Genomic DNA, 25,535 nt, shown 5'->3' on the forward strand with positions numbered 1-25,535 from the left:
ACAATGGCGATAAAGCAAACAAATAATCCTAAAGTTGATCTTGTTTATCGGAAGAGAAAAAGTGCGGAGGAAATGAAGCATCAAGTTATTACGTTTGCATTAATGATTTTTTTAACATTAGTTGCATTTGTAGCAGTGGCGTATCCAAAAACTTTTAGTCCGACTTTCTCTGTGCCATTTATTTTACTATTAGCAGTGGTACAAGTAATTTTTCAATTGTATTATTTTATGCATATGAGCCATAAAGGACATGAAGCAGCAAGTTTCTTTCTTTACTCTGGCCTGCTAATAGGTTTAATTACAATTTTAGCTTTTATGACAATTGTGTGGATTTGAAAAGTGAAATATAAGGGAGCTTGTGTTGTCACAGCTCCCTCTTCATATTATGGGATAACCTTACGAAGGTAGGTGTGAAAATGAGTAACTTGTGGATATTTGGTTTTCAGGCTTTATGGAGTCCAATTTTTTTATTATTTATGCTTTCGATTCTTATTGGGTACTTCTTAATTATTGGACCTTATAGAATGCGATTTGAAAATGCGACGAAGGTAAGTAAGAAGCAAATTTTTTATTTTACGACTGGTATTGTTCTTTTGTATTTTGTAAAGGGAGGGCCTATTGATTTAATTGGTCATATTATATTTAGTGCTCATATGTTTGAAATGGCAGTCATGTATATTGCAGTTCCACCGTTACTGTTGCTTGGTATACCAACTTGGTTATATCGTTACATTACTTCTTTTAAGTTCGTTCAAATTATATTAAAGGTATTTGCTAAACCACTTATTGCGTTGTTTGTATTTAACGGCCTGTTTTCTTTTTATCATTTACCAGTTGTTTTTGATACGGTAAAACAAAGTCAAATTGCTCATCCTATTTGTCTCGCTATATTGTTTTTTACAGCAATCATGATGTGGTGGCCGATGTTAAATCCATTACCAGAATATCAAACGTTAAGTGATATAAAGAAACTTGGTTACATGTTTGCTAATGGTATATTATTAACGCCAGCTTGTGCGTTAATAATTTTTGCGACAGCCCCGTTATTTGCAACGTATACGGATCCGGCTGCTTGGATGAAAGCGATGGAACTATGTGTACCAGCGGGCACTTTATCAGATTTAAATATAACGGGACCGGAATTTTTGCACTGGATGCCAGTAGTACAAGACCAGCAAACTGGTGGTATCATAATGAAAATTGTCCAGGAAATAGTGTACGGTACAATTATAGGCTATGTATTCTTTAGATGGGCACGTAGAGAACGTGAAAAGGATAAGGAGCAGTTACAGCAATTGCCGCCGTATTTACAAACTAAGTAAAAAAAGTGTATGGGATTCCATACGCTTTTTCTTTTTTAGTTTTAGCTTTTTGTAAAAAATTGAATTTTCTAATTATTTATGTTAAGTTAGTGTAGGCGTGTACTAAAAGTGGATATAAAATTTACTACTAGCTTTCATACGCAATAATTCCATATGTAGTGCAAGTTTTTTAGAGAGTTACAAATATATATTGTTATCTTTAATAAATACGAACTATTTTAAGGGGGAATTTAAATGGGTAGTAGTGGAAGTATGGTAAAGCCGATTAGTGGTTTTTTGACAGCGCTAATTCAATATCCAGTACCAGTAGTAGAGTCACGTGCAGACATTGATAAACAAATTCAACAAATCATAAAAACAATTCATTCGACCAAATCAGGTTACCCTGGATTAGAATTGATAGTATTTCCTGAATATAGTACACAAGGGCTCAATACAAAAAAATGGACTACAGAAGAATTTTTATGTACAGTGCCTGGGCCAGAAACAGACTTATTTGCTGAGGCATGTAAGGAATCTGAAGTATATGGTGTTTTTTCAATAATGGAAAAAAACCCTGATGGTGGAGAGCCATATAATACAGCAGTTATTATTGATCCACAAGGTGAAATGATTTTGAAGTATCGTAAGCTAAATCCTTGGGTGCCAGTCGAGCCTTGGAAAGCTGGAGATTTAGGCTTACCTGTTTGTGATGGACCTGGAGGAAGTAAATTAGCTGTTTGTATTTGTCATGATGGCATGTTCCCTGAAGTAGCTCGTGAAGCGGCCTATAAAGGTGCAAATGTCTTGATTCGTATTTCTGGGTATAGCACACAAGTTAGTGAACAATGGATGCTAACCAATCGTTCAAATGCATGGCAGAATTTAATGTATACATTGTCGGTAAACTTAGCGGGTTATGATGGTGTATTTTATTACTTTGGTGAAGGACAAGTATGTAATTTTGATGGGACTACTTTAGTACAGGGGCATCGAAATCCTTGGGAGATTGTTACTGCTGAAGTATATCCAGAACTAGCAGATCAGGCTAGATTAGGATGGGGATTAGAAAATAATATATATAATCTAGGTTCAAGAGGATATGTAGCAACTCCTGGTGGGGTGAAAGAAAATCCATATACGTTTGTAAAAGATTTAGCTGAAGGTAAATATAAGGTTCCTTGGGAAGATGAGATTAAAGTAAAAGATGGATCTATTTATGGATATCCAGTAAAAAAAACGATTCATTCTTAGGGGAGGGAAAAAACAAGCGCATCATATTGATGCGCTTGTTTTTGTTAATCAATAATTTGAAGTTCTTTTAACTCTTTTTCGACATTTTGTAGGAGTTGTTCACTTTTTTGAAGTACATTCGTTGGGAAAGTCTCATCATCGCCATATTCAACGCCGTGAGGATAATAATGTTTTCCTAATAAGGGAGGGAGTAGTTTTACTTCAGCGTGTCTACTGCCAATGTCACCTTCAACAGCAACGCCTTGCACTCGCAAATAATAAACATCCTTTAATATTTCAAATTTATAATCGTATGTAACCCGTTCATAATCCCACTGTCCAGCAAGTACGAAGTGGTTGTTTTCCATGATTTCAGTTAAAAGAGTTAATTCAACGACGGCTCCATTAAATTTCGTATTTGTAAATTGCATATAATACCTCCTTTTTTAATGTTACACCATTATTTTTATAATAGTATGAATAATAAGAAAGTGCAATTCATATTGAGAGAAAAGGGATAATCCAGACTTTTTTCACAAAAATATGATATAGTGAAAAGAGTACGGTACACACAAAAAGAAAGAAAAGGATTTGTGTATATCTCAATTTTATGTTTTGTTCAGGAGGTATATCGTTTGAAGAAATTATTGCGTATCGTAATGATTACAATTTTAATTTTAGCTGTTGATTTATACGGGAAATTACTCGTTTCACAATATATATTAACCCCATCTCAATCAAAGCAAGAAAATAAAATTGTGAAAAAGAAAAAGCAAATTAAGGAAGACTCCTCAGACACTGTTTTAAATATGATTGGTGAAGACTCTGAAAATTTATTAGCGAAGTGGGGAGAACCCTCTCGAATAGAGCCATCTGCATACGGATATGAATGGTGGGTATACAATCAGGATTTAACTCAGTATGTTCAATTCGGAGTTTCTGAACGTAAAGTTATAACGGCGTACGCTGCTGGTGAACAAGTTAAGGTTCCACCTTATTATATAAATGAAAAATATGAAGAAGTATATAAAAAAAGTCCGCTTTCGCATGAAATTTCATTAAAAAGAGGGAAAAATAGTTATCAATTTGAACTATCTGATACCGAAGTCATGGAACAACCGTTAATACCTGTAGAAGATGGATGGGCGCAATTGTATTTTGATCAATTTACACATGAGCTTGTGGGTGTTCGTTATATGGATGACGAAACTTTATTACGCCAAAGACCATATCAGCTCGTTTATTCAGGTGAATTAATAGCAGAACAACCATTGACTCCAGAAAAGATAAAACAAGTAGAAAATGGGAATATGCAACAAATTTTTGATTTAACAAATATCATTCGAAGTCGTCATAAATTACCATTATTAACATGGGATCAGGAAACGGCAGATGTTGCTGTTGGTCACAGTAAAGATATGAAAGACAATAATTATTTTTCTCATGACTCACCTACATTAGGTACGCTAGGAGATCGTTTGCAGCGCGGGAAAGTAGGATTTCAACTTGCTGGTGAGAACATAGCGGCGCAACATAGTGATGGAATTGCGGCAGTGCAAGGTTGGTTAAATAGTGAGGGGCATAGAAAGAATTTATTAAATGAACAATTTACAGGATTAGGTGTTGGTGTATACGATAAATTTTATACACAAAACTTTATTCGAAAATAAAGCGAAACTGTAAGCGGTGGGGTGTTACATCACCTAATTAGTTACTTCGTATTCACTGAATTGTAGGTGGGAATCTGACCGTATGCAAATAGCAGAAAAAAAGGTGCATGAATCGTCTAAAAATAGGCGAACCATGCGCCTTTTTTTTCTTACTATATAGTAGATATACATGGAGAGGTGAGGATTATGCCAACAACAAAAGGGCCGTTACATCCATCGGTTCAACAGTTTAAAGAATTTGTAAACCATCACCCTAAAATGGTTCATGAGGTTAGAAGTGGTCACAAAACTTGGCAACAATTTTATGAAGAATGGTACTTACTTGGTGAAGAAGATCCAATATGGGCAACTTATAGACCGGATGGAGCGCCTGCGTTTTCTTCGGTAAAAGAAAATAAAAAAGAAAAAGATAATCGAACTGAAGAGGAAAAAACTGCTGATGTGATGGGGCAAATGCTTTCTTTTTTTAAAAAGTTGGACGTGGAACAAATGCAGAACCATTTAGCTAATGTGACGAGTGCTATTGGGAGCGTGCAACAAGTTATTCAGCAATTTCAAGGTAACCGTACGCAGCAAGAACAAAGTACTTCAGAAAATAACCCGTTTTTCTTTCAAAAGGATTAGGGGGGAAAGATGATGAGAGCAGAAATTATGGAGTTTATAAAGGCTGATGAGGATTTATCTCGCTATATTAGAGAGCAACCGTACTGGTATAGAAAATTAACACGAAATCCTGAAGAAAAAGAGGCTTTTGAGTTAGCGGCGATGCAACATTTCAAAAAAACAATACCAGATAAAGTGGAAAAATTTCAAAATCAATTGGCTGTTGCTTCGATCATGATTGATATGTTTCAGTATATGAAGCAACAAAATGCAACCTAATTACAAGTGAAAAATATGTCCGTCATGCAGAACTTTTGTTACAATAGAGATTGATTATTTAAAAAGGAGTTGCAGCATGACGGAAATTTGTTTAGTACGACATGGACAAACTGATTGGAATTTTCAAGAAATTATTCAGGGGCGAGAAGATATTCCGCTTAATGAAGTTGGTAAGAAGCAAGCGAGTCAAAGTGCAGCTGCTTTACAAGAAGAAACGTGGGATATCATTATAAGTAGCCCGTTAATTAGAGCGCAAGAAACGGCTAATGAAATCGCAAAGGCGGCTGGATTACAATCGATTTTATTAGATGATCGATTTGTTGAACGGAATTTTGGAGAAGCTTCAGGGAAGCCAGTTGCGACTGTTAGAGAGTTGATTGCTGAGGGTAAAGTAGAAGGTATGGAGCAAGATGAAGAGATTGTAGCTCGTTGCTTTGCTGCTTTAGAAGATGTTGCAACAACTCATTTTGGCAAACGTATTATTATTGTTGCTCACTCACACGCGATAAAAGCAATTTTACATGCCATTGAACCAGATGAAATTACATTTAAGACACCATTAAAAAATGCGTGTATTAGTTATGTGAAACAAAATAGTGGGAAATGGGATGTTCTTAAATATAATATAGCGGAACATATTACTGTATAAGTGTGTACGGATATAGTGTGAAAATAGTTTCATTATATCTTTCTTTTGAGTAAGTCACTTCAATTAGTAGTTCTAATCTAAATGTGGTATGATGGATACTCGGAGGTGTCTCTCATGATTGTAGCGACGCTAGAAAGCGTATTAATATTAGATAAGGCAGAGCAGCTTGCAAAAGCGATTATCTGTTCAGATATAGCAGAAGATTATCGTAAGTATTATAGAGAATTACATGAAGATATGGAACTTCAGACGTTAATTCAGCAATTTACAGCGATGAAAGAACGGTATGAGGAAGTACAGCGTTTTGGAAAATACCATCCTGACTACACTACCGTATCGATGAAAATGAGAGAATTAAAGCGTTCTGTGGACTTACATGATAAGGTTGCAGCTTTTAAAAGAGCAGAAACTGCTTTGCAGAAGTTATTAGATGAAGTTAGTGTAGCAATCGGTTCGGAAGTGTCTTCTTCCATTAAAGTGCCAACAGGGAATCCATTCTTTGATGCTGGTGGCTGTGGTGGAGGTTGTGGTACTGGCGGAGGTTGTGGTTGTAAAAAAACGGGGTGATGTACCCCGTTTTTTAGAAGTTGGAAGAAAACGTATACAGAGTTTGTCCTGTAATGTTATAAATTTCTGATTGGTTTTCATAGAATATAAAATATATGTTTTTAAAAGGAGAAGATGGAGAAGATTATGTTCGGGCAACGACAAAGTATGATTGTTTATTTACATTCATTGAAACATGCCAAGATTTTAAGGAAATATGGTAACATACATTACATATCAAAACGATTAAAATATGCTGTAGTATATTGTGACATGGAACAAATTGAGCATATGATGCATAAATTGAACAAACTTCCTTTTGTGAAAAAGATAGAACAGTCGTATCGCCCGTATTTAAAAACGGAATTTGAAAATTCCCGTCCTGATCGAGCAAAAGAATACGATTATAGTTAATAGAAAAAATCCCCTGCTAAATTTAGCGGGGGATTTTTTAATTGAAATAAAGTGTTATTTCATCGGAGGAATGAAATTGTTCATTCGTAAAATACCAATTAAATGATTAAAAAATAGTTCTTTTTCTGGGAAAGTTGTAGATGGCTTTACAGTAAAAGTAGCCACTTTTTTTCCGAGTTGCTCTGCCGTTTCTTCAAATAAAATGACACGTTTACTTTTTTTATTTTCAAATACAGGAATGCCTTCACGACATATGTATAATGGTTGGAAATCACCAGTAGTAGTTGGTTTTAATATTACAACAAGCGAACACACTTTTTTATCGTTTTTTATCGTTTCAAATTGTAACATATGTGCTATACGTTCTTGATTTGTTTTGGCAATTTCAAGTAATTCATATAAATCAGAGTAGCCTTCTCCGAGTTCTATAAAGCGTTGAATCATATTTTTTCCTCCTCTTTCTTTTACTGTACCATTTCACTTTTTAAATGAAAAGCACACAAAGAAAAAAAACCCTGCATAGCAGGGCCCTTCTTATACTAGCATGTACTAGTAAGAAGGCAAAGGGAGAGGAGAAACCGGAGGAAGAACTTATGGGGAAACGTAAGTCTTCTCCGCGGTTGGCAACAACATCGAAGGTGATGTTGTTATAATTATTTATGTCCAATCTAAATGAAGATATACATAATGAAATTAAATTTTATGTCAGGCTTTTTATTTTTCTTTTTTTTATTTTGTGATAGGATAAAAAAGATAAAGTGGAACTAATATACATATTGGATTCATATTAGTGAATGATGAGATGAATACATAAAAATAATGAGTGGTTATTTGATGCTGAGTTTTCTAATATTTTGGTGAATGTAATTTGTTAACGGTTACCGAAGTGGGAATGGCTTTCTATAATCGCTCGATAGATTGAAATAAAGGTAGTGACAACAGATGAGAGTAGTTTCAGGAAAATGTAAAGGACACCCACTTAAAGCGGTTCCTGGTAATACAACACGTCCAACGACAGATAAAGTAAAAGAATCTATTTTTAATATGATAGGTCCTTATTTTGATGGTGGTATCGCCCTTGATTTATTTGGTGGTAGTGGTGGCCTTGGAATTGAGGCTTTGAGCAGAGGGATCGATAAAGCGATTTTTGTTGATAGGGATAGTAAAGCGATAAAAGTAATTCATCAAAATTTAGAAAGTTGTAGAATACAGGAACAAGCTGAAGTATATCGAAATGATGCGGAACGTGCAGTAAAGGCGCTTATAAAACGTGAAATGTCATTCGATCTTATATTAATAGACCCACCATATAAAGAGCAAAAAATTGTATCTTTAATTAGTGTAATGGATCAACATGGATTGCTACATAGTGATGGATTAATTATGGCAGAGCATGGTAATGATGTGGTTTTACCTGATTCAATAGGAAAGCTTGTAAAAGTACGAGCTGAGAATTATGGGATTACTGCAATATCGATTTATAAGTATGAAGGTGAGGGGACAGAATGACAAGTATAGCTATTTCTTCAGGAAGTTTTGATCCAATTACCCTTGGGCATCTGGATATTATTAAAAGGGGAGCAAAAGTATTTGATGAGGTGTACGTAGTCGTTTTAAACAATTCATCTAAAAAACCATTCTTTTCAGTTGAAGAGCGATTAGAACTAATTCGAGAAGCGACAAAGGATATCCCGAATGTAAAAGTAGATTCGCATAGTGGGCTGTTAGTAGAGTATGCAAAAATGCGTAATGCAAATGCAATATTACGTGGTTTACGAGCAGTTTCTGATTTTGAATATGAGATGCAAATTACTTCTATGAATCGAAAATTAGATGAAAATATTGAAACATTTTTTATTATGACAAACAACCAATATTCATTTTTAAGCTCGAGTATTGTGAAAGAAGTTGCGAGGTATGGAGGAAGTGTAGTAGATCTTGTGCCTCCTATTGTAGAGCGTGCTTTAAAAGAAAAGTTTCAAACCCCGTTAAAGTGAACGGGGTTTTTCTTTATACGTGCGAAAAAATAATAAAATAACATATAAATATAGACAAAATAATGTAAAAATTGGTCCGTAATGTATAAAAGATGTCCAAATTTCATGTAGTATAGAAGGGTGCTTGGATAAAAATACAGGAATATCTTTTTGCATAGGTGAGAAAGAACTTACTTTCTCATAAAATGGTGTCCAAAATATAAATGTAAAAATAGGGGCAAGAATACTTTGAATAATTCGTGCGAAAAAATAGGGTTTAAATCGGATGTCTGTTTCAGCTAATATGCTAGCAACTTGTGCCTGAATAGAAAGACCGCTAAATGCTAAAATGAAGCTTGTTACCATAGCTTGTTGTAAGAGGGGTGTTTCATTTATTTGACTAATCATTTGGCTTCCGAGTGTCATTTCGAAAACACCTGATAATATAGGTATACTAAAATCTGTACTTAGTTGGAAGAATGATAAAATATGTTGCATAATAAAAGAAAGAGCTGCTGTAATGTGGAATACAGTAATCATTTTATTTAACACAGAGAATAAAATAATAAATCCGCCAATCATAAGTAATGTTTGAATAGAAGAAACGATAGCATCCCCAAGTAATTTACCGATTGGTCTTTTTTCTTGTAAGCGTGTCTCGTGAAGAATTAAAAAAGGGTTTTGAAAGCGGCGTTTTTTTGTAGTGTGTGTATTATTTTTGTAAGCGATATTATGGCCGTAAAAACGCATAATTAATCCGACAGCAAAGTTACTTAAATAATGGGCAGCCGCTAATATAATCCCTAATTTCGGATTATTAAAAAAACCGATAGACACAGCACCGAAAATAAAAAGTGGATTAGAAGAATTTGTGAAAGAAACGAGGCGCTCCGCTTCAATCTGAGTTAAAAGGTTGCTTTTTCGTAGTCTAGCGCTTAGTTTGGCGCCTGCAGGGAAACCTGAAGCCATTCCCATTGCCCAAACGAATCCACCTATCCCTGGAACGCGAAAAAGTGGGCGCATGAGTGGTTCTAATATAACGCCAATAAATTTTACAACACCGATACTAATTAGAAGTTCCGCAATGATGAAAAACGGTAGTAGTGAAGGGAATACAACTTCCCACCATATATTTAACCCGCGAATAGAAGCTTGTAAAGCGGCTTGGGGGTGGAGTACAAGAGAAAAGGTTAAAAAAAGCGTTGATATGGTAAGGAAAGCGGTTTTCCATTTTTCATACATGTAAGTAAATCCCCCTTTGTCCCAAAAAACGTTCATTTCAGTATACGTGGATACGTAGTGAATTTAGACCATAAGTATGAAAAAGGAATGAAAAAAATTAAAGGGTGAGAAAAATGAAAGAACCAAAGATTGGTTTAGCACTTGGGTCTGGAGGAGCGAAAGGGTTTGCTCATATTGGTGTAATAAAGGTTTTAAGGGAAGCTGGTATCCCTATTCATATGATTGCAGGAAGTAGTATGGGGGCGCTAATAGGTACGTTTTATGCGGCAAGTAGTAACGTTGAAAGATTGTATAAATTGGCATCTGTTTTCAAGCGGAAGTATTATTTAGATTTCACGGTACCGAAAATGGGATTTATTGCTGGAAAACGTGTCAAAGATATGATTAAAATGTTTACATATAATAAAAATTTAGAAGAGTTAGATATCCCAACGGCTGTTGTGGCTACTGACATATTGAAGGGGGAAAAAGTGGTTTTTACAAGTGGACCAGTTGCAGATGCGGTGAGGGCTAGCATATCTGTTCCTGGAGTGTTTGTACCAGAAAAAATAGATGGACGATTATTAGTGGATGGTGGGGTTATTGATCGTATCCCAGTATCGGTTGTGAAAGAATTAGGGGCCGATATTGTTATCGCTGTGGATGTGTCTCCAATTAAGGTGAATGGCGATGTTACGTCCATTTATGACGTAATCATGCAAAGTATAGAAATTATGCAGCATGAGCTTGTAATGAATCGGCAAATTGCATCGGATTTAATGATGCGACCAGCTGTAGAGCAATTTAGTTCACGTGCTTTTACAAACATTGAAGACATTATTCGAGTTGGAGAAGTAGAAGCGGAAAAACATGTTTCAAATATTTATTTATTAATTGAGCAGTGGAAGGAGAAACATAATGTTTAAGCGTTTTCGGTTTATATATGCAATCTTAATAGGGGTTATATTGGCGATGTTACTTGTTTACGTGCGTTTACCGTATTATGTAACAAAACCAGGAATGGCTGCCAAATTAGAGCCTTACGTTCAAGTTGAGGGTGGAACGAAAGAATCTGGTGATTTTATGCTTGTTACGGTTTCAATGGGACCAGCAAATGTGGTGAATTTAATAGCGGCACAGTTTAATAAATATACACATATTTCAAAAGCGGAAGAAATATTGCAAAAAGGTGAGAGTAATGAAGAATATCAATTTCGCCAAAATTATGCGATGAAAGATTCACAAAATGCAGCAATTTATAATGCATATAAACGTGCAAATCGCTCCGTTTCTTTTGAAAATAAAGGTGTATTAGTTGCTGGTGTGGCAAAAGGAATGCCGTCAGAAGGAAAGCTTAAGCTTGGTGATGTTATTATAGCTGTTGATGGAAAAACATTTGAAAAGACGGAGCAATTTATTGAATATATGACTGGGAAAAAAGAAAGCGATGCTGTAAGTATTGAGTACATGAGAAATGGAAAACAATTGAAAGAAAATTTAAATGTAAAGACGATTCCTAATGGGAATGGACGTGTCGGTATAGGTGTTTCTATCGTTACGGAAAGAGAATTAGTGGTCGATCCGAAAGTGAAAATTAATTCTCATGAAATTGGTGGACCATCCGCAGGTTTAATGTTCACATTAGAAATATATAATCAACTTGTGGAAGAAGACTTAACAAAAGGACATGAAATAGCTGGAACAGGTACAATTAATGAAAAAGGAGAAGTTGGCCCGATTGGTGGTATAAATCAAAAAGTGGTGGCTGCTAGCGATGCTGGGGCCGAGGTGTTCTTTGCGCCAAATGAAAAAGGAGCGGAGAAATCGAACTATAAAGATGCACTTGAGACTGCAAAGGACATTAAAACAAAAATGAAAATTGTACCAGTGGATACGCTGGATGATGCGTTAACATATTTAGAAAAGATGGATAAGGAAAAAACCTCTCTGAAATAGAGAGGTTTTTTTATAGGAATTTTGTAGTTGTTTCATCATAGCGAATAGGATGGTGTGTTATATCCTGTTTTAATAGTTGCGTGCGTAACGGTTCGTGCATGATGGAGAAATATACAGAGTTTGCTTTTTTCTCTATATCTAAAGCAGCATGGTCAAATGTTTTTGTATGAGTAAGGATTGGAAGTTCGATTTTTTTCTTGTTTTTTGAAAGATAAGTTTGTCCTTTTTGTGACATGCCTAGCAGGCGGATATATGGTGCATGTTGTTCTATATTTGCGCTACGTATTTCCTCTTTTGTTGTGTTTGTTAAAATGTGTGTACAAGCTCTTTGTAGTCTAGTCCATGTATAACGTTTTGTTTTTAATGCTTCCATGAATGAATAGAAGGAGGAACTGTTTTGTATTTTTGATAAAATACGATGCTCTAAACCTTCTTCTATTTCATATATATGTCGTAAGTCTCCTGAAGACATTGTCATGAGTTTATATTTAAAAAATGAAAAGTATTGTTCCCAATTATGTAATATCCCGTAGTTTTGTTTGTAATTTGCTAAAAGCGAAGTGGTTGCCTGTGGGAGAAAAGGTTCAATTGTTGTAAATGATCCTTCTTCGCTAAAGAGTTGTTTCCGAATGCTTGTCGCGCTTGCAATATGTTGGTCATTAAATGTTTCATCATGATAATGAGAGGCGAATCTTTTTATAGTTTGAGCTTGTATAGAGCTATTTTGTGACAGAATTGCTTTCATATATTGGAAGCCTAAAATATTATTTGGTTGTGACATATCTATGTTTTTTTCGGATGTTAAAATGTGTGAGAAAGCATCCGATGTTGCTTTTGCATAACTATTTCCAGCGTCCATGAATTGTTTTACAAGGCAGTTAAAAGTCTCTTCTTCGTTTTTTTGTACGGAGATGGTATTATAAAAATTTTCGATTTGTCCATCCTCACTACCGAAACAAATTTCAGAAACACGTAGGGCATTTAAAATGGAAATAGCACCATTTGCGAAGGTTTCAGCCTTTTGTGTTGCAAAGACGTATGGAAGCTCTACAATAAGGTCTACGCCGTTTGCTAAGGCCATTTTAGTGCGATACCATTTGGAAATGAGTGCGGGCTCACCACGCTGTAAAAAAGGACCACTCATAACGGCAATTATTATATCGGATTGTGTTAACTTTTTTGTCTCTTGCACATGATAAAGATGACCGTTATGAAAAGGGTTATATTCAACAACAATACCACCAGCTTTTATGGTAATCTCTCCTTTCGATGTAGCATCTTTTTGAAAAACGTGATACTCTATATATTATTTACTATGATGACTTCATTATAGTGTAAAGAAAAAACATTGACAAATATAAAATGGCTAGCTATAATTTTGTTTGTTGCCTTGAGGTGATATGATATGAAATGGTCCATCCATCAATTGAATAAATTGAGAAATAAAGGATTGACATTGGATGAGATGGTAGATGTAAGTGAGCTAAAAGAGGTCGAGAAAGATATTCGTGAAATTAATCCTGTTCATGTAACGGGAAGAGTTGATTTTGGCTCCGGTAAGTTTACGTTTCATCTACATATAACTGGAAGCATGGTTTTACCATGTTCTCGTTCTTTAGTAGATGTGACATTACCATTTGACATTAAAACAACTGAGGTGTTCCAAACTTCACAAGAAGAATTTGAAACTGAAGCTGAAATTCATTGTTTAGAAGGAGAAGTACTTGACTTACTGCCCGTAATCAAGGAAAATATACTTTTGGAGATTCCAATGCAAATTTTCAGTGATGATGTTTCTGGTGGAGCACCGACGCAAGGTCAAGACTGGCAAGTGATTTCGGAAGAAGACAAAGAAAAGACTGTTGATCCAAGATTGGCAGGACTTGCAAAGTTTTTTGACAAATAATCGGAAGACTGGTTCAGGCCTTCATATGAAAATAACTATTTCTTTTAAGGAGGTGGGAAGAATGGCTGTACCTTTTAGAAGAACTTCTAAAACAGTAAAAAGAAAGCGTCGTACGCATTTCAAATTATCAGTACCTGGTATGGTAGAGTGCCCAAGCTGTGGTGAAGCGAAATTAGCTCACCGTGTATGTAAAGCATGCGGTACTTACAAAGGTAAAGAAGTAATCAGCAAGTAATTGCAGGAAAATAAACGCAGAAGATATCTTCTGCGTTTATTTTTTTTGTCTTAATCTTTAGTTGTTGTATTCTATCTTTTCTAGTAACTGCATATGCTTAATAAAAAATGCATAGGGAGGACTAGAGAAATGGCGACAACAAGACAAGATGCTTGGACTGATGATGAAGATTTGCTTCTGGCAGAAGTAGTACTCCGGCATATTCGAGAAGGTGGAACACAACTTTCTGCCTTTAAGGAAGTGGGGAAAAATTTATCTCGTACACCAGCAGCATGTGGATTTAGATGGAATTCTTACGTAAGAAAGCAATATAAAGAACGTATTGAGGAAGCGAAGCAACTTCGTAAAGTAGAAAATTATGAAGTGAAAGAGACAAAGGTGTTAGAACCTACGTCAATTACGTTGAATGATGTTATTGATTTCTTGCAAAATTATAAAGATGAAAACTCTTTAACGGTGTTGCAACAACAAGTTGAATCATTACAAACAGAAAGAGAGCGTCTTCTGGAGCGATTATCAGTATATGAGGAAGAGTATAGAACATTGCTTGATTATATCGATCAAAAAAGAAGTGTAATGGTAGCGGAAAGAAACAATGCTCGCTCGACTGAGAAGTTAGAGAAGCTTAAGAAATAAAAAAACAGCTGTTATACAGCTGTTTTTTTTTATTTCTTAAGCCGATTCTTCATTTGTAACCGCATTCAAATTTGTTTCTGGATGCCAAATATAAAAATCTCCATCAGTTACTGATACGGGGCTGAAATTTAATTTATCCCAAAAACCAGCTGAATGAATACGCGCTATCGTTTTAATAGGAAATTGCAGTTGTTTCGCATGATTTACAAGCATTTGTCCGAATCCTTGTTTTTGAAAAGTTGGTAATACTTCAAGTTTATAAAGTTCTAGGTAAGGACCTGTAATTTCGAATGGTTCTCCGCCGTTTCTTTTCATATATAGACTCATACGTGCGATTAGTGATCCGCCATAATAAATACCGTAAAATGGAGATTCACTGTCGTTTTCAATAATGTTTGCTTGCAATTCTTCCAGCATAGATAGTTCCTGGGCTCCGCACCCTTTAAATTTTTTGAATTCATCTAACGTTTTATAATTGATGAGCAAGCGCTCAACTTTTGGGAATCCCATTACATCACATCCTTTTCTTATCTCGTTGAATGCAGAAAAGTAAAAATATTTATAATAATAGTATAACTCATTTTTTTATTTTTATGAAGAAGATAGTATATTTCTTTTATTATTTTTTTGAGGATTTGCTAAACTAAGAGTATAAGTGTATTAATAGGCAGTATATACATAGTGAAAAATGAGAGTGTATTTGTTTGGCAGAGGACAACGAAATTATAGGGCGTGCTCATGTACTTTAAAAAGATATGAAAAAGGGGGGAGGCAAGGGCACTTAATGTGAATCCCTTGTGTGAAAATGAAAATTGGAATTGTCGGACCAGGTGCTATTGGTCTATTGTATACATTTTATTTACAAAAAAGTAACCAAGATGTTACGTTGTTTACAAGAACAGCTAAGCAGGCTGAAGAATTAAATGAAACAGGTGTAACTTGTATTAGAGATGGAAGATGGGAAACAGTATATCCGCCTGTTTTACCGATAGAAAGTATGGTAGCGCAAAATTTAGATTATATATTTATTGCTGTGAAGCAATATCATATAGATGACATACTACCGTTTGTGGAAGGTGCATCATCATTAATCTTTTTGCAAAACGGAATGTCGCATCTCCCAAAGATGCTGCAAATAGGGAGTGAAAATATAGCTGTTGGTATTGTAGAACATGGTGCGAAAAAAGAGGGAGGGCACATCGTTCATCATACTGGAGTAGGTGTAACGAGATTTGGAGTGGTTTGTGGCCAATCTATACATTTTAAAAAAATATTTCATTCTTTTCCTGTTGCTTATTTTCCAGTTCAAATAGAAACAGATTGGGAAGAGATTATGCGCAAAAAATTAGTAGTAAATGTATGTATCAATCCGTTGACGGCGTTATTGGGAGTAAAGAATGGTGAATTAATCACGAATCGTTTTTTTTATCAAATGATGGAGCAAGTGTTTCAGGAGGTCGCATTTCTTATTAGAGGAGAAAAAGAAATGGTATGGCAAATGGTACGAAATGTGTGTGAAGGAACGTCTCGTAATACATCCTCTATGTTAGCGGATGTAAGAGCGAATAGACAGACGGAAATTAATGCGATTGTTGGGTATGTATTAGAAGAGGCTAAGAAACAGCAACGACCAGTTCCGACACTTCAATTTTTGTTCGATGCAATAAAGGGGTTAGAAACAAGAGTATAAGTGTTATTCTTTGCTTTTAAGTGAAACATTGACTACAATGTGGATTGGTGAGAGAACTGGATACGAAAGGAAGAATTATATGGAGATAAAAGAAATCTCTGTTCCGCAACAAGGTGTTGTAGCGGACTATATGAACGGTAAAAAAGAGATACAGTCATGTTTTGATTATATGTTAACAGAAGATGCTTTTAAACAACGTTTACATGATTTGCGTGAAAGGGAGTTTTTCCGCCAAGATTTAGTAGCGCATTTATTAGAATATAATACAAAATTACAAGCGGGAGAATCTACACTTCAAAATGTAAAAGCGCTTGGAGATGAAAATACATATGTTGTTATAGCTGGACAACAAGCGGGGTTATTAACTGGACCGCTTTATACAATTCATAAAGTTATTTCAATTTTACAGCTTGCAAAGGAAAAGGAAGAAAGTTTAGGAGTTAAAGTTGTCCCTGTCTTCTGGATTGCGGGTGAAGATCATGATATGGATGAGATTAACCATACTTTTGTAGCGAAAAATAAAAAGATGAAAAAAACTATTTTTTATGATCGTAATCCGAAAAAGGCGAGTGCTTCTGAGTCTGAACTTTCTGTTGAAGATTGTAGAAGTTGGATTGAAGAGATTTTTAAAACATACCCAGAAACAAATTTTACAAAGGATGTATTAAAATTTGTTGATGATGCTTTGAAAAAATCGAATACGTATGTAGATTTCTTTGCTCATCTTATTACGAAAATCTTTGCTAATTCTGGTTTAATCCTTGTTGATTCACATCATCCTGAATTAAGAAAGTTAGAAATTCCATTTTTTAAGCGAATTATAGGTAAGTATAAAGAGGTGCAAGAGGGGCTTCGTAATCAGCAGGAAGTAATTAAAGAACTAGGATACAAACCGATTATTGAAACGAAGTCTCATGCAGTGCATATATTCATGGAAATAGATAATGAACGAGTATTGCTTGAAGAGCATCAAGGTAAGTTTGTTGGAAAGGATGGGGCGCATTCCTTTTCATATGAAGAGTTGATTGAAGAAATGGAGAGAAATCCGGCACGTTTTAGTAATAATGTTGTAACGCGTCCTCTTATGCAAGAGTATGTATTTCCTACGCTCGCATTTATTGGAGGTCCAGGGGAATTAGCTTATTGGAGTGAATTACAACAAGTATTCCATACTGTCGGTTTTCAAATGCCACCTGTCGTTCCTCGTCTTACAATTACTTATGTGGAGAGAGATATAGCGACAGATTTATTCGATCTGCAATTGAGAGAAAGTGATCCGTTTTTAAATGATGTCGATAAACTGCGTGAAAACTGGTTGTCTAATCGAGTAGAGGAACCGATTGATGATCATTTTGAAAAGGCGAAAAAAGAAATTGCCGATATTCATATATCTTTACAGCAATTTGTAAAGAAAATAGAGCCAGGATTAGGTGCGTTTGCAGGGAAAAACGAATTGAAAATTAATGAACAAATTGAACTGCTGGAAAGAATGTTGAAAAGAAATGTTGAGAAAAAGTATGAGGTTCAGCTAAATAAATTCCGCCGTATACAATTCGCACTTCGTCCATTAGGTGCGCCGCAAGAACGTGTGTGGAATGTATGTTATTATTTAAATCAGTTTGGTTTGGATTTCGTTGATCGTGTAATGGAAAACCCTTTTTCTTGGGACGGAAAACATCATGTTATAAAACTATAAAATCTTGCTCTTTGGAGCAGGATTTTATTTTTATTCCGTTGAATTTACTGTGAAGTGATTTTTTTCTGAATTATCAATCAAAAAGTGTTGGATATGGTAATTGTGTTGGATACTTAAATATATGACAAAATAGCACAAAATGTAAACGTATTATTCGCTTTTTCGACAGTTTTTTATTTAAATTCCCGCAAAAGATGATAAAATTTAGTATATAATAAAAGAAAATAGCGATTTGTATAGTATGTTGCCTTTGTTGGTAAGTTAAATGAGTCGTTCTTTCGTATTATTTCATTCTCTAAGCGTGAAATATGTGCTTAGAGGAAGGGATACATTCAACATAATTAATTGGAAAAAGAGTAGGTGCAACAATGTTTAAACACGTAACAGTGCTTTTAAAGGAAACAGTAGACGGCTTAGATATAAAGCCAGATGGTACATATGTAGATTGTACACTGGGGGGAGGAGGACATAGTTCTTATTTATTATCCCAATTAACTGAAGGTGGAAAATTAATAGCGTTTGATCAAGATGAGATAGCGATTCAAAACGCGAAAGAAAAGTTCTCTTCATACGGTGAACAGTTTATAACAGTAAAGAGTAACTTCCGTTATTTAGCTGAAAAACTGCAAGAAATAGGTATAACAGAAGTAGACGGTATTTTATTTGATTTAGGTGTTTCATCCCCACAATTAGATACACCAGAGCGAGGCTTTAGTTATCATCATGATGCACCGTTAGATATGCGGATGGATCAAGATGCCCCATTAACAGCATATGATGTTGTAAATAGCTGGTCATATGAACAACTTGTAAGGATTTTCTTCCAATACGGTGAAGAGAAATTTTCAAAACAAATTGCAAGAAAAATTGAAGCTTATCGTGAGAATAAAGCTATTGAAACGACAGGAGAATTAGTAGAGCTAATTAAAGAAGGTATTCCGGCTCCTGCTCGTAGAACTGGTGGGCATCCTGCTAAGCGAGTGTTTCAGGCAATTCGTATAGCTGTAAATGATGAATTAAAAGTATTTGAAGAAGCATTGGAATCTGCTATTGAGATGGTTAAGCCAGGTGGAAGGGTTAGTGTTATAACATTCCATTCATTAGAAGATCGTATTTGTAAAACAACGTTTAAGCGAAATAGTACAACGCCACAATTGCCGCCAGGATTACCGATTATTCCTGATGAATTTAAGCCGAAATTAAAGCTTATTACAAGAAAACCGATTTTACCTTCTGATATAGAGCTAGAAGAAAATAATCGTGCGCGTTCTGCGAAGTTGAGAATCGCTGAAAAACGATAAAAGGGAGAGAGAGGTATGACTAATTTAGCTGTAAAGTACAAACAACAAGCGCAAGAAGAGGTGCAAATTCAAACGCCCCCACAGCAGATGGCTAAGCCGAAGGTTAAAGCGAAAATTACAAGAATCGAAAAACTGTTGTATGTAGCGTTTATTGGCTTTTTATTGTATGCCTGTGTCGCGTTTATTGGAAATAAAGCAGGCCTTTATCAAGTTAATGTAGAAGCAGCGACGATAGAAGAAAAAATTGTACAGCAGCAAAAAGAAAATCAAGAATTACAAGCTGAAGTAGAGAAGTTAAGTCGCTATGAACGAATCGCTGAAGTTGCAAAAAAACACGGGCTAGAAATTAATGCGAATAATGTGAAAGGCCTCAAATAAGGCAATAGGTGTGAAGGAACGATGAAGAAGAATATGACTAAATTTCATACCAATAAGGGAGCAGGTTATTTTATGATATTTTTCCTCCTGCTCTTTTTGCTGTTATTAGCCCGATTTTTTTACATACAATCAACAGGAACAGTTCATAATCAGGATTTAGATGCGCTTGCTAAACAAAAGCATAGTAAAAAAGGAGTTCTTGAAGCGAACCGAGGAACCATTTATGATCAAAACGGTCATGTGTTAGCACAAGACGCAAACTCTTATAAAATAGTAGCTGCGCTAAAAGGCGCTAACTCTGTTGAGAATAAAGAAGATACTGCAAAGAAAATTGCAGGAGTACTTGGAAAAGGCGAAGAGGATATTTTAGCTTCTTTAAATAAGGAAGGTAGAAGTCAAGTCGAATTCGGAACGTTAGGCAAGGATTTGACGAAAGAAAAGAAGGAACAAATAGAGGCGTTGAAGTTGCCGGGAATATCTTTTATTACAGAAAATGCAAGGGTGTATCCAAATGGTGATTTTGCATCTTATGTTATAGGTCATGCAAAACCAGATGAGAATGGAACCTCGGTAGGTCAATTTGGCATAGAAAAAAGCTTAGATAAATACTTAAGTGCTTCTAATGGAGAAGTAGCATATACAGGTGATCGTAAAGGTGTATCCCTTGATGGTGGAAAAGTTAATGTAAAGGCACCGAAAAATGGAGATAACGTTTATTTAACGATTGATCAACGTGTCCAAAGTTATTTAGAAGACGCGATGAAAGCAGCAAGTAAGCAATATGAGCCAGAAAGTTTAATAGGGATTGTTGCAGATCCGAAAACCGGAAAAATATTAGCGATGTCTACTAAACCTAGTTATGACCCTAATGATCGTCAAATTAAATATTTCTTCAATGACGCAATTGCCAATGCATTTGAACCTGGATCAACAATGAAAATTTTCACGTTAGCGGCAGCTATTAATGAAGGTGTGTACAAAGGGCAAGATTATTATCAGTCAGGGACATATCAAGTCGGAGATAGGAAAATAAAAGACCATAACGGCGGTGCTGGTTGGGGCTCTATCACGTTTGATGAAGGGGTAGAGCGTTCTTCAAACGTAGCGTTTGCAATTTTAGGAGATCAAAAACTTGGTCCAGAACGTTTCCGAAAATATATTCATAGTTTTGGATTAGATGAAAAAACGAACATTGATTTATCAGGTGAAGGATCGAATACAATTTTATTTGATCAGCAAATACAACAAGTGACAACAGCTTTTGGACAAGGTTCCACTGTAACACCAATTCAGCTTGTACAAGCTGCAACGGCCATTGCAAATGATGGGAAAATGATGAAACCTTATGCAATTGATAAAATTGTAGATCCGATAACAGACAAAGTAAAATTAGAACATAAGCCAGAAGAAGTAGGAAAACCTGTTACAAAGGAAACAGCAGCGCAAGTAAGACAGTTATTAGAACGTGTTGTTACATCTCCGAAAGGTACAGGGACAGCTTATAAAATTGATGGATATTCAGTTGGTGGTAAAACAGGTACAGCGCAAATTCCGGATGGAAAAGGCGGCTATATGACAGGAAGACAGAATTATATATTCTCATTCTTAGGTATGGCACCAATGGACGATCCACAACTTGTTGTGTATGTAGCTGTTAAACAGCCGAAATTAAAAGATGATGAGAACGGCGCACAACCTTTAGCTGATATTTTTAAATATGTAACAAAAAATAGTTTAGAGTATTTAAAGATTAAGCCAAATGAAGTGAAAGATCCGAAAAAACATCTGAAAGAACAACAAACTACTGTTCCAGATGTAACTGGTAAAACGATGGCTGAAGCGGGGAAAGCGATTGATAAAGCAAAACTTCGTCCAATCGTACTAGGTGAAGGGAAAGTACAGCAACAAGTACCAAAAGCGACTGAACAAACATTGAAAGGCGACCGAGTCTTCTTGGTAGGAGATAAGCCTACAATGCCAAATATACAAGGATGGGCACTGCGTGATGTTATGAATTTAGCGAAGACATTACAGCTTAACTTGAAGCCTTCTGGTACAGGATACGTAACAGAGCAAAGTGTGGCGGAAGGAACATTATTACAACCTGGTACAGAATTAGGTGTCACACTCGTACCGCCACTCCAACCACAACAAGAAGCAGAAAAGCCGTAATGGTAAAAGAGAAGAAGTTCTAATTAAATAAGTACAAGCATATATTGGAACAAGCTAGGCGTAAGGGAGGCTTGTTCCGATATGCGTGTATCAAATGTAACAGTTAGAAAACGACTTATTTTTATACTTATATCAGGTATACTTATTTTCACTATTATCGATATTCGTCTTGGATATGTGCAATTTTTTCTTGGGAATATGTTAACGGATCGTGCGAAAGATTCATGGAGTCGTAATATTACTTTTGAACCCGAACGTGGGAAAATTTTAGACCGAAATGGTGTGGAACTTGCCACGAATAAAAGTGCTCCAACTGTCTTTGTTGTACCAAGGCAAATTGAAAAACCAGCAGAGACTGCAGAGAAGTTAGCTGCAGTATTAGGTGTGGAAAAAGATGAGATTTATAAAAGAATTACAAAAAAAGAATCGATTGTAAGGTTAGATAAAGGCGGAAGGAAAATATCACATGACAAAGCGAAAGAAGTACGAGGATTAAGTTTGAAGGGCGTGTATATCGCAGAGGATTCTATCCGGTACTATCCATTTGGAAACTTTTTATCACATGTATTAGGTTTTGCTGGTAGCGATAACCAAGGTCTTATGGGACTAGAAAAATATTATGATAAAGAGCTAAATGGAGACAAAGGTCATGTGCGTTTTTTTGCAGATGCGAAAGGGCAAAGGATGCCTAATGTTGGTGATGATTTCAAAAAACCAGAAGCCGGTTTAAATTTAGGATTAACAATCGATGCGCGTATTACAAGGATTATGGAAAGAGAAATGAATATTGCGGAGTCAACTTATAATCCAGACGGTATGATTGCAATTGCAATGAACCCTAAAAATGGTGAAATTTTAGGGATGTCTAGTCGGCCGAGTTTTGATCCAGCGGATTTTCAAAGTGTCTCTCCAGAAGTGTATAACAGAAATCTACCTGTGTGGAGTACGTATGAGCCTGGTTCAACATTTAAGATCATTACACTAGCTGCAGCATTGAATGAAAATTTAGTAGACTTAGAGAAGGATACGTTTTATGATGATGGAGCAGCTGAAGTCGGTGGAGCTAGATTGAAATGCTGGAAAGCAGGAGGTCATGGCAGTCAAACGTTTTTAGAAGTCGTTCAAAACTCATGTAACCCGGGATTTATTGAACTTGGTGATCGCCTTGGTAAAGACCGATTATTTAAATACATTCGTAATTTTGGTTTTGGACAGAAGACTGGGATTGACTTGCAAGGTGAAGGCAGTGGGATTTTATTTAATTTAGATAAAGTTGGTCCAGTAGAGCAAGCGACAACTTCATTCGGCCAAGGGGTTTCTGTTACACCAATTCAACAAGTAGCAGCTGTAGCGGCGGCTGTAAATGGTGGAACATTGTATCAGCCGTATATAGCTAAGGAGTTTATTGATCCGAAAAATAATCAAGTTGTTAGTAAAAAGACACCTGTTGAGAAAAGAAAAGTTATTTCCAAGGAAACTTCAGAAAAAGTTCGTTATGCATTAGAGAATGTTGTAGCGAAAGGTTCTGGTAAAGGTGCTTATATTGATGGATATCGTGTAGGTGGAAAAACGGGTACTGCTCAAAAGGTGAAAGATGGTAAATATTTAGAGAATAATTATATTGTATCTTTTATCGGATTTGCTCCAGCGGATGATCCAGAGATTGTTGTGTATGTTGCTGTTGATAATCCAAAAGGGGTTACACAGTTTGGTGGGGTGGTAGCAGCTCCAATTGTCGGGAATATCCTTCGAGATGCGCTTCCTGTTATGGGAGTGAAACCGAGAAAAGAACAAGTTGAAAAAGAATATAAATGGGGCGATACACCAACTGTGGAAGTTCCGAATTTAATTGGAATGAAAAAGAAAGATTTACAAACACAACTCGTCGATTTGCAGCTTGATATAAGTGGAGATGGAGAGAAAGTAATTAAGCAATCACCAGAAGCGGGAGCTAAAGTAAAAGAAGGCTCAAAAATTAGAATTTACTTCGGGAATTAAAGGTAACATAGTACGTTTTATGGTACAATTGGTGGAAGTGAGTTCTTTATAGAACAGTTACTTAACTTGAGACAATAAGTGTCTCAGTCATAAATAGGCCAGTAGCACTTACCTCCTTATATAGGAGGTAATGTGTTGCTTACTGAAAAAAAGATAAATAAACAATGTAGAGAGGGTTTAGTGAAATGAAGTTGCATACACTTTTATCATGTTTGCATGATTTTCCAGTTGTTCCAAAAGAAAATCCAGAAATCACATCTATAGAAGCTGATTCACGTAAAGTGAAAGAAGGAAGCTTATTTGTATGTATGAAAGGATATACGGTTGATAGCCATGATTTTGCTAAGCAAGCAGCGGCACAAGGAGCGGCTGCTATTGTTGCGGAAAGACCAATTGATGTTGACGTTCCAGTTGTACTTGTGAAAAATACTTTTCGTTCGTTAGCGGTTTTAGCTGATTATTTTTATGGTCAACCGACACACAAGTTACATTTAATCGGAATTACAGGTACAAATGGAAAGACAACAACATCGCATATTATGGATGAGATTATGCGAGCACATGGTCATAAAACAGGGCTAATTGGAACGATTAATATGAAAATCGGTGATGAAACATTTGAGGTGAAAAATACAACACCAGATGCACTAACACTTCAACAGACGTTTTCAAAAATGGTTGAACAAGGTGTGGACAGCACGGTAATGGAAGTTTCGTCACATGCGTTAGATCTTGGTCGTGTACACGGATGTGATTACGATGTAGCGGTGTTTACGAACTTAACACAAGATCATTTAGACTATCATAAAACGATGGAAGAATATAAACATGCAAAAGGGTTACTATTTGCACAGCTTGGCAATAGTTATAATCATAATCGTGAAAAGTACGCTGTGCTGAATAGCGATGATAATGTAACAGAAGAGTATATGAGAAGTACTGCAGCAACTGTTGTAACATATGGTATTGATACAACAAGTGACATTATGGCAAAAAATATCGTTATGACGAGTGGCGGAACTACATTTACCCTTGTCACACCGTATGAAAGTGTAAATGTTACGATGAAATTAATAGGTAAATTTAATGTATATAACGTACTTGCAGCAACAGCAGCAGGACTTGTTTCGGGTGTGAAATTAGAAACAATCATTGCTGTTATAAAGGAACTAGCTGGGGTTCCAGGGCGTTTTGAAGTTGTTGATGGAGGACAAAATTATACAGTTATTGTTGATTACGCACATACGCCGGATAGTTTAGAAAATGTATTAAAAACTGCAAAACAATTTGCAAAAGGTGATGTGTATTGTATCGTTGGTTGTGGTGGCGATAGGGACCGAACGAAGAGACCGATAATGGCAAGTGTTGCAACAAAATATGCAACTCATGCAATTTACACATCAGATAATCCAAGAAGTGAAGATCCAGCGGCTATTTTAGATGATATGGTACATGGTGCAAGTGGAAATAATTATGAAGTGATTATTGATAGAAAAGAAGCGATACACCATGCAATCACTAAAGTAAAAGCAGATGATATCATTATTATTGCTGGTAAGGGTCATGAAACGTATCAAATTATTGGTAAAGAAGTTCATCATTTTGATGATCGAGAAGTTGCGAAAGAAGCAATTACAGGGCGTTTAAACAACGAAGAGTAACAACGTGAGAGGAG

General features: G+C 35.8%; 28 protein-coding genes. 23 read left to right on the top strand and 5 right to left on the bottom strand.

Going from position 1 to position 25,535, the window contains the following annotated elements:
• The first annotated feature begins 3 nt into the window (after positions 1-3).
• The 3 genes from ctaF (at position 4) to MRP26_RS07160 (ending at position 2,555) form a co-directional block, all read left to right on the top strand.
• Complete coding sequence (ctaF, locus tag MRP26_RS07150; protein ID WP_000985703.1) at positions 4-336, top strand: cytochrome c oxidase subunit IVB; 333 nt, start codon at positions 4-6, stop codon at positions 334-336.
• Positions 337-416: 80 nt separating this feature from the next.
• Positions 417-1,322: a cytochrome c oxidase assembly factor CtaG gene (gene ctaG / locus MRP26_RS07155; RefSeq protein ID WP_000069031.1), complete on the top strand. Its 906-nt coding sequence runs from the start codon at positions 417-419 to the stop codon at positions 1,320-1,322.
• A 234-nt stretch (positions 1,323-1,556) separates the two neighbouring features.
• Positions 1,557-2,555, top strand: a complete 999-nt coding sequence (locus MRP26_RS07160; protein ID WP_065229293.1) for a formamidase — start codon at positions 1,557-1,559, stop codon at positions 2,553-2,555.
• Between the two features lie 44 nt (positions 2,556-2,599).
• Here MRP26_RS07160 and MRP26_RS07165 read toward each other — a convergent pair whose 3' ends face one another.
• The gene (locus tag MRP26_RS07165; protein WP_001160948.1) at positions 2,600-2,965 is read right to left on the bottom strand and encodes a YugN family protein; all 366 of its coding nucleotides are present in this window, start codon (positions 2,963-2,965) and stop codon (positions 2,600-2,602) included.
• A gap of 204 nt (positions 2,966-3,169) precedes the next feature.
• Between MRP26_RS07165 and MRP26_RS07170 the strand changes: the two genes are divergently transcribed.
• From MRP26_RS07170 to MRP26_RS07195, 6 genes are all read left to right on the top strand, one after another.
• Positions 3,170-4,204: a CAP domain-containing protein gene (locus MRP26_RS07170; RefSeq protein ID WP_000735387.1), complete on the top strand. Its 1,035-nt coding sequence runs from the start codon at positions 3,170-3,172 to the stop codon at positions 4,202-4,204.
• A 186-nt stretch (positions 4,205-4,390) separates the two neighbouring features.
• Positions 4,391-4,828, top strand: coding sequence for a YlbD family protein (locus tag MRP26_RS07175; protein ID WP_001143346.1), 438 nt, complete (start codon positions 4,391-4,393; stop codon positions 4,826-4,828).
• Positions 4,829-4,840: 12 nt separating this feature from the next.
• Complete coding sequence (locus tag MRP26_RS07180; RefSeq protein ID WP_001200990.1) at positions 4,841-5,086, top strand: YlbE-like family protein; 246 nt, start codon at positions 4,841-4,843, stop codon at positions 5,084-5,086.
• 76 nt (positions 5,087-5,162) lie between these two features.
• On the top strand, positions 5,163-5,735 hold the full coding sequence (locus tag MRP26_RS07185) for a histidine phosphatase family protein (RefSeq protein ID WP_053563739.1): 573 nt from the start codon (positions 5,163-5,165) through the stop codon (positions 5,733-5,735).
• Positions 5,736-5,849: 114 nt separating this feature from the next.
• Positions 5,850-6,302 carry a YlbF/YmcA family competence regulator gene (locus MRP26_RS07190; protein WP_000634366.1) on the top strand — a complete coding sequence of 151 codons (453 nt, stop codon included), beginning with the start codon at positions 5,850-5,852 and terminating at the stop codon, positions 6,300-6,302.
• A 126-nt stretch (positions 6,303-6,428) separates the two neighbouring features.
• A complete protein-coding gene (locus MRP26_RS07195; protein WP_002082261.1) occupies positions 6,429-6,695 on the top strand; it encodes a YlbG family protein in 267 nt (88 codons plus the stop codon).
• Positions 6,696-6,749: 54 nt separating this feature from the next.
• Here the strand turns inward: MRP26_RS07195 and MRP26_RS07200 are convergent, their stop codons facing one another.
• The gene (locus MRP26_RS07200) at positions 6,750-7,139 is read right to left on the bottom strand and encodes a DUF7147 family protein (protein ID WP_000616017.1); all 390 of its coding nucleotides are present in this window, start codon (positions 7,137-7,139) and stop codon (positions 6,750-6,752) included.
• 498 nt (positions 7,140-7,637) lie between these two features.
• Between MRP26_RS07200 and rsmD the strand changes: the two genes are divergently transcribed.
• Complete coding sequence (gene rsmD / locus MRP26_RS07205) at positions 7,638-8,204, top strand: 16S rRNA (guanine(966)-N(2))-methyltransferase RsmD (protein WP_001266976.1); 567 nt, start codon at positions 7,638-7,640, stop codon at positions 8,202-8,204.
• A complete protein-coding gene (gene coaD / locus MRP26_RS07210; protein WP_000200601.1) occupies positions 8,201-8,692 on the top strand; it encodes a pantetheine-phosphate adenylyltransferase in 492 nt (163 codons plus the stop codon). Before rsmD ends, coaD begins: the two co-directional genes overlap by 4 nt.
• On the opposite strand, the gene ylbJ is transcribed toward coaD, so the two are convergent.
• Complete coding sequence (gene ylbJ, locus MRP26_RS07215) at positions 8,684-9,913, bottom strand: sporulation integral membrane protein YlbJ (protein ID WP_098678932.1); 1,230 nt, start codon at positions 9,911-9,913, stop codon at positions 8,684-8,686. The genes coaD and ylbJ overlap by 9 nt on opposite strands.
• 113 nt (positions 9,914-10,026) lie before the next feature.
• Here ylbJ and MRP26_RS07220 point away from each other — a divergent pair, with 113 nt between their 5' ends.
• Entirely contained in the window at positions 10,027-10,818 is a 792-nt protein-coding gene (locus tag MRP26_RS07220; protein WP_000662590.1) for a patatin-like phospholipase family protein, read from the top strand.
• A complete protein-coding gene (locus MRP26_RS07225) occupies positions 10,811-11,848 on the top strand; it encodes a SepM family pheromone-processing serine protease (protein WP_053563741.1) in 1,038 nt (345 codons plus the stop codon). The genes MRP26_RS07220 and MRP26_RS07225 overlap by 8 nt, the downstream gene beginning before the upstream one ends.
• 10 nt (positions 11,849-11,858) lie before the next feature.
• On the opposite strand, the gene MRP26_RS07230 is transcribed toward MRP26_RS07225, so the two are convergent.
• The gene (locus MRP26_RS07230; RefSeq protein WP_242806064.1) at positions 11,859-13,040 is read right to left on the bottom strand and encodes a nucleotidyltransferase; all 1,182 of its coding nucleotides are present in this window, start codon (positions 13,038-13,040) and stop codon (positions 11,859-11,861) included.
• A gap of 213 nt (positions 13,041-13,253) precedes the next feature.
• On the opposite strand from MRP26_RS07230, the gene MRP26_RS07235 reads away from it, so the two are divergent.
• The 3 genes from MRP26_RS07235 to MRP26_RS07245 all read left to right on the top strand — a co-directional run bounded on the left by MRP26_RS07235 (position 13,254) and on the right by MRP26_RS07245 (position 14,625).
• Complete coding sequence (locus MRP26_RS07235; protein WP_000872146.1) at positions 13,254-13,754, top strand: YceD family protein; 501 nt, start codon at positions 13,254-13,256, stop codon at positions 13,752-13,754.
• A gap of 61 nt (positions 13,755-13,815) precedes the next feature.
• The gene (gene rpmF / locus MRP26_RS07240) at positions 13,816-13,989 is read left to right on the top strand and encodes a 50S ribosomal protein L32 (protein ID WP_001984764.1); all 174 of its coding nucleotides are present in this window, start codon (positions 13,816-13,818) and stop codon (positions 13,987-13,989) included.
• Between the two features lie 129 nt (positions 13,990-14,118).
• Positions 14,119-14,625, top strand: coding sequence for an RsfA family transcriptional regulator (locus MRP26_RS07245; RefSeq protein ID WP_000246469.1), 507 nt, complete (start codon positions 14,119-14,121; stop codon positions 14,623-14,625).
• A gap of 36 nt (positions 14,626-14,661) precedes the next feature.
• On the opposite strand, the gene MRP26_RS07250 is transcribed toward MRP26_RS07245, so the two are convergent.
• Positions 14,662-15,135 (bottom strand): N-acetyltransferase, encoded by a 474-nt coding sequence (locus MRP26_RS07250; protein WP_000506690.1) that lies wholly within the window; start codon positions 15,133-15,135, stop codon positions 14,662-14,664.
• A gap of 295 nt (positions 15,136-15,430) precedes the next feature.
• On the opposite strand from MRP26_RS07250, the gene panE reads away from it, so the two are divergent.
• From panE to murE, 7 genes are all read left to right on the top strand, one after another.
• Positions 15,431-16,315: a 2-dehydropantoate 2-reductase gene (panE, locus tag MRP26_RS07255; protein ID WP_014482115.1), complete on the top strand. Its 885-nt coding sequence runs from the start codon at positions 15,431-15,433 to the stop codon at positions 16,313-16,315.
• A gap of 79 nt (positions 16,316-16,394) precedes the next feature.
• A complete protein-coding gene (bshC, locus tag MRP26_RS07260; protein ID WP_069356136.1) occupies positions 16,395-18,011 on the top strand; it encodes a bacillithiol biosynthesis cysteine-adding enzyme BshC in 1,617 nt (538 codons plus the stop codon).
• A gap of 368 nt (positions 18,012-18,379) precedes the next feature.
• Complete coding sequence (rsmH, locus tag MRP26_RS07265) at positions 18,380-19,312, top strand: 16S rRNA (cytosine(1402)-N(4))-methyltransferase RsmH (protein WP_000472508.1); 933 nt, start codon at positions 18,380-18,382, stop codon at positions 19,310-19,312.
• A 15-nt stretch (positions 19,313-19,327) separates the two neighbouring features.
• Complete coding sequence (ftsL, locus tag MRP26_RS07270) at positions 19,328-19,690, top strand: cell division protein FtsL (protein WP_000182804.1); 363 nt, start codon at positions 19,328-19,330, stop codon at positions 19,688-19,690.
• Positions 19,691-19,711: 21 nt separating this feature from the next.
• Positions 19,712-21,862, top strand: coding sequence for a penicillin-binding protein (locus tag MRP26_RS07275; RefSeq protein WP_081366257.1), 2,151 nt, complete (start codon positions 19,712-19,714; stop codon positions 21,860-21,862).
• 81 nt (positions 21,863-21,943) lie between these two features.
• On the top strand, positions 21,944-23,860 hold the full coding sequence (locus MRP26_RS07280) for a stage V sporulation protein D (protein WP_001266235.1): 1,917 nt from the start codon (positions 21,944-21,946) through the stop codon (positions 23,858-23,860).
• 185 nt (positions 23,861-24,045) lie between these two features.
• Positions 24,046-25,521, top strand: coding sequence for a UDP-N-acetylmuramoyl-L-alanyl-D-glutamate--2,6-diaminopimelate ligase (gene murE / locus MRP26_RS07285; RefSeq protein WP_000766289.1), 1,476 nt, complete (start codon positions 24,046-24,048; stop codon positions 25,519-25,521).
• Positions 25,522-25,535 lie beyond the last annotated feature (14 nt).

Origin of the sequence: Bacillus sp. CCB-MMP212, from assembly GCF_022748145.1 — a bacterium.
GTDB lineage: Bacteria > Bacillota > Bacilli > Bacillales > Bacillaceae_G > Bacillus_A > Bacillus_A cereus.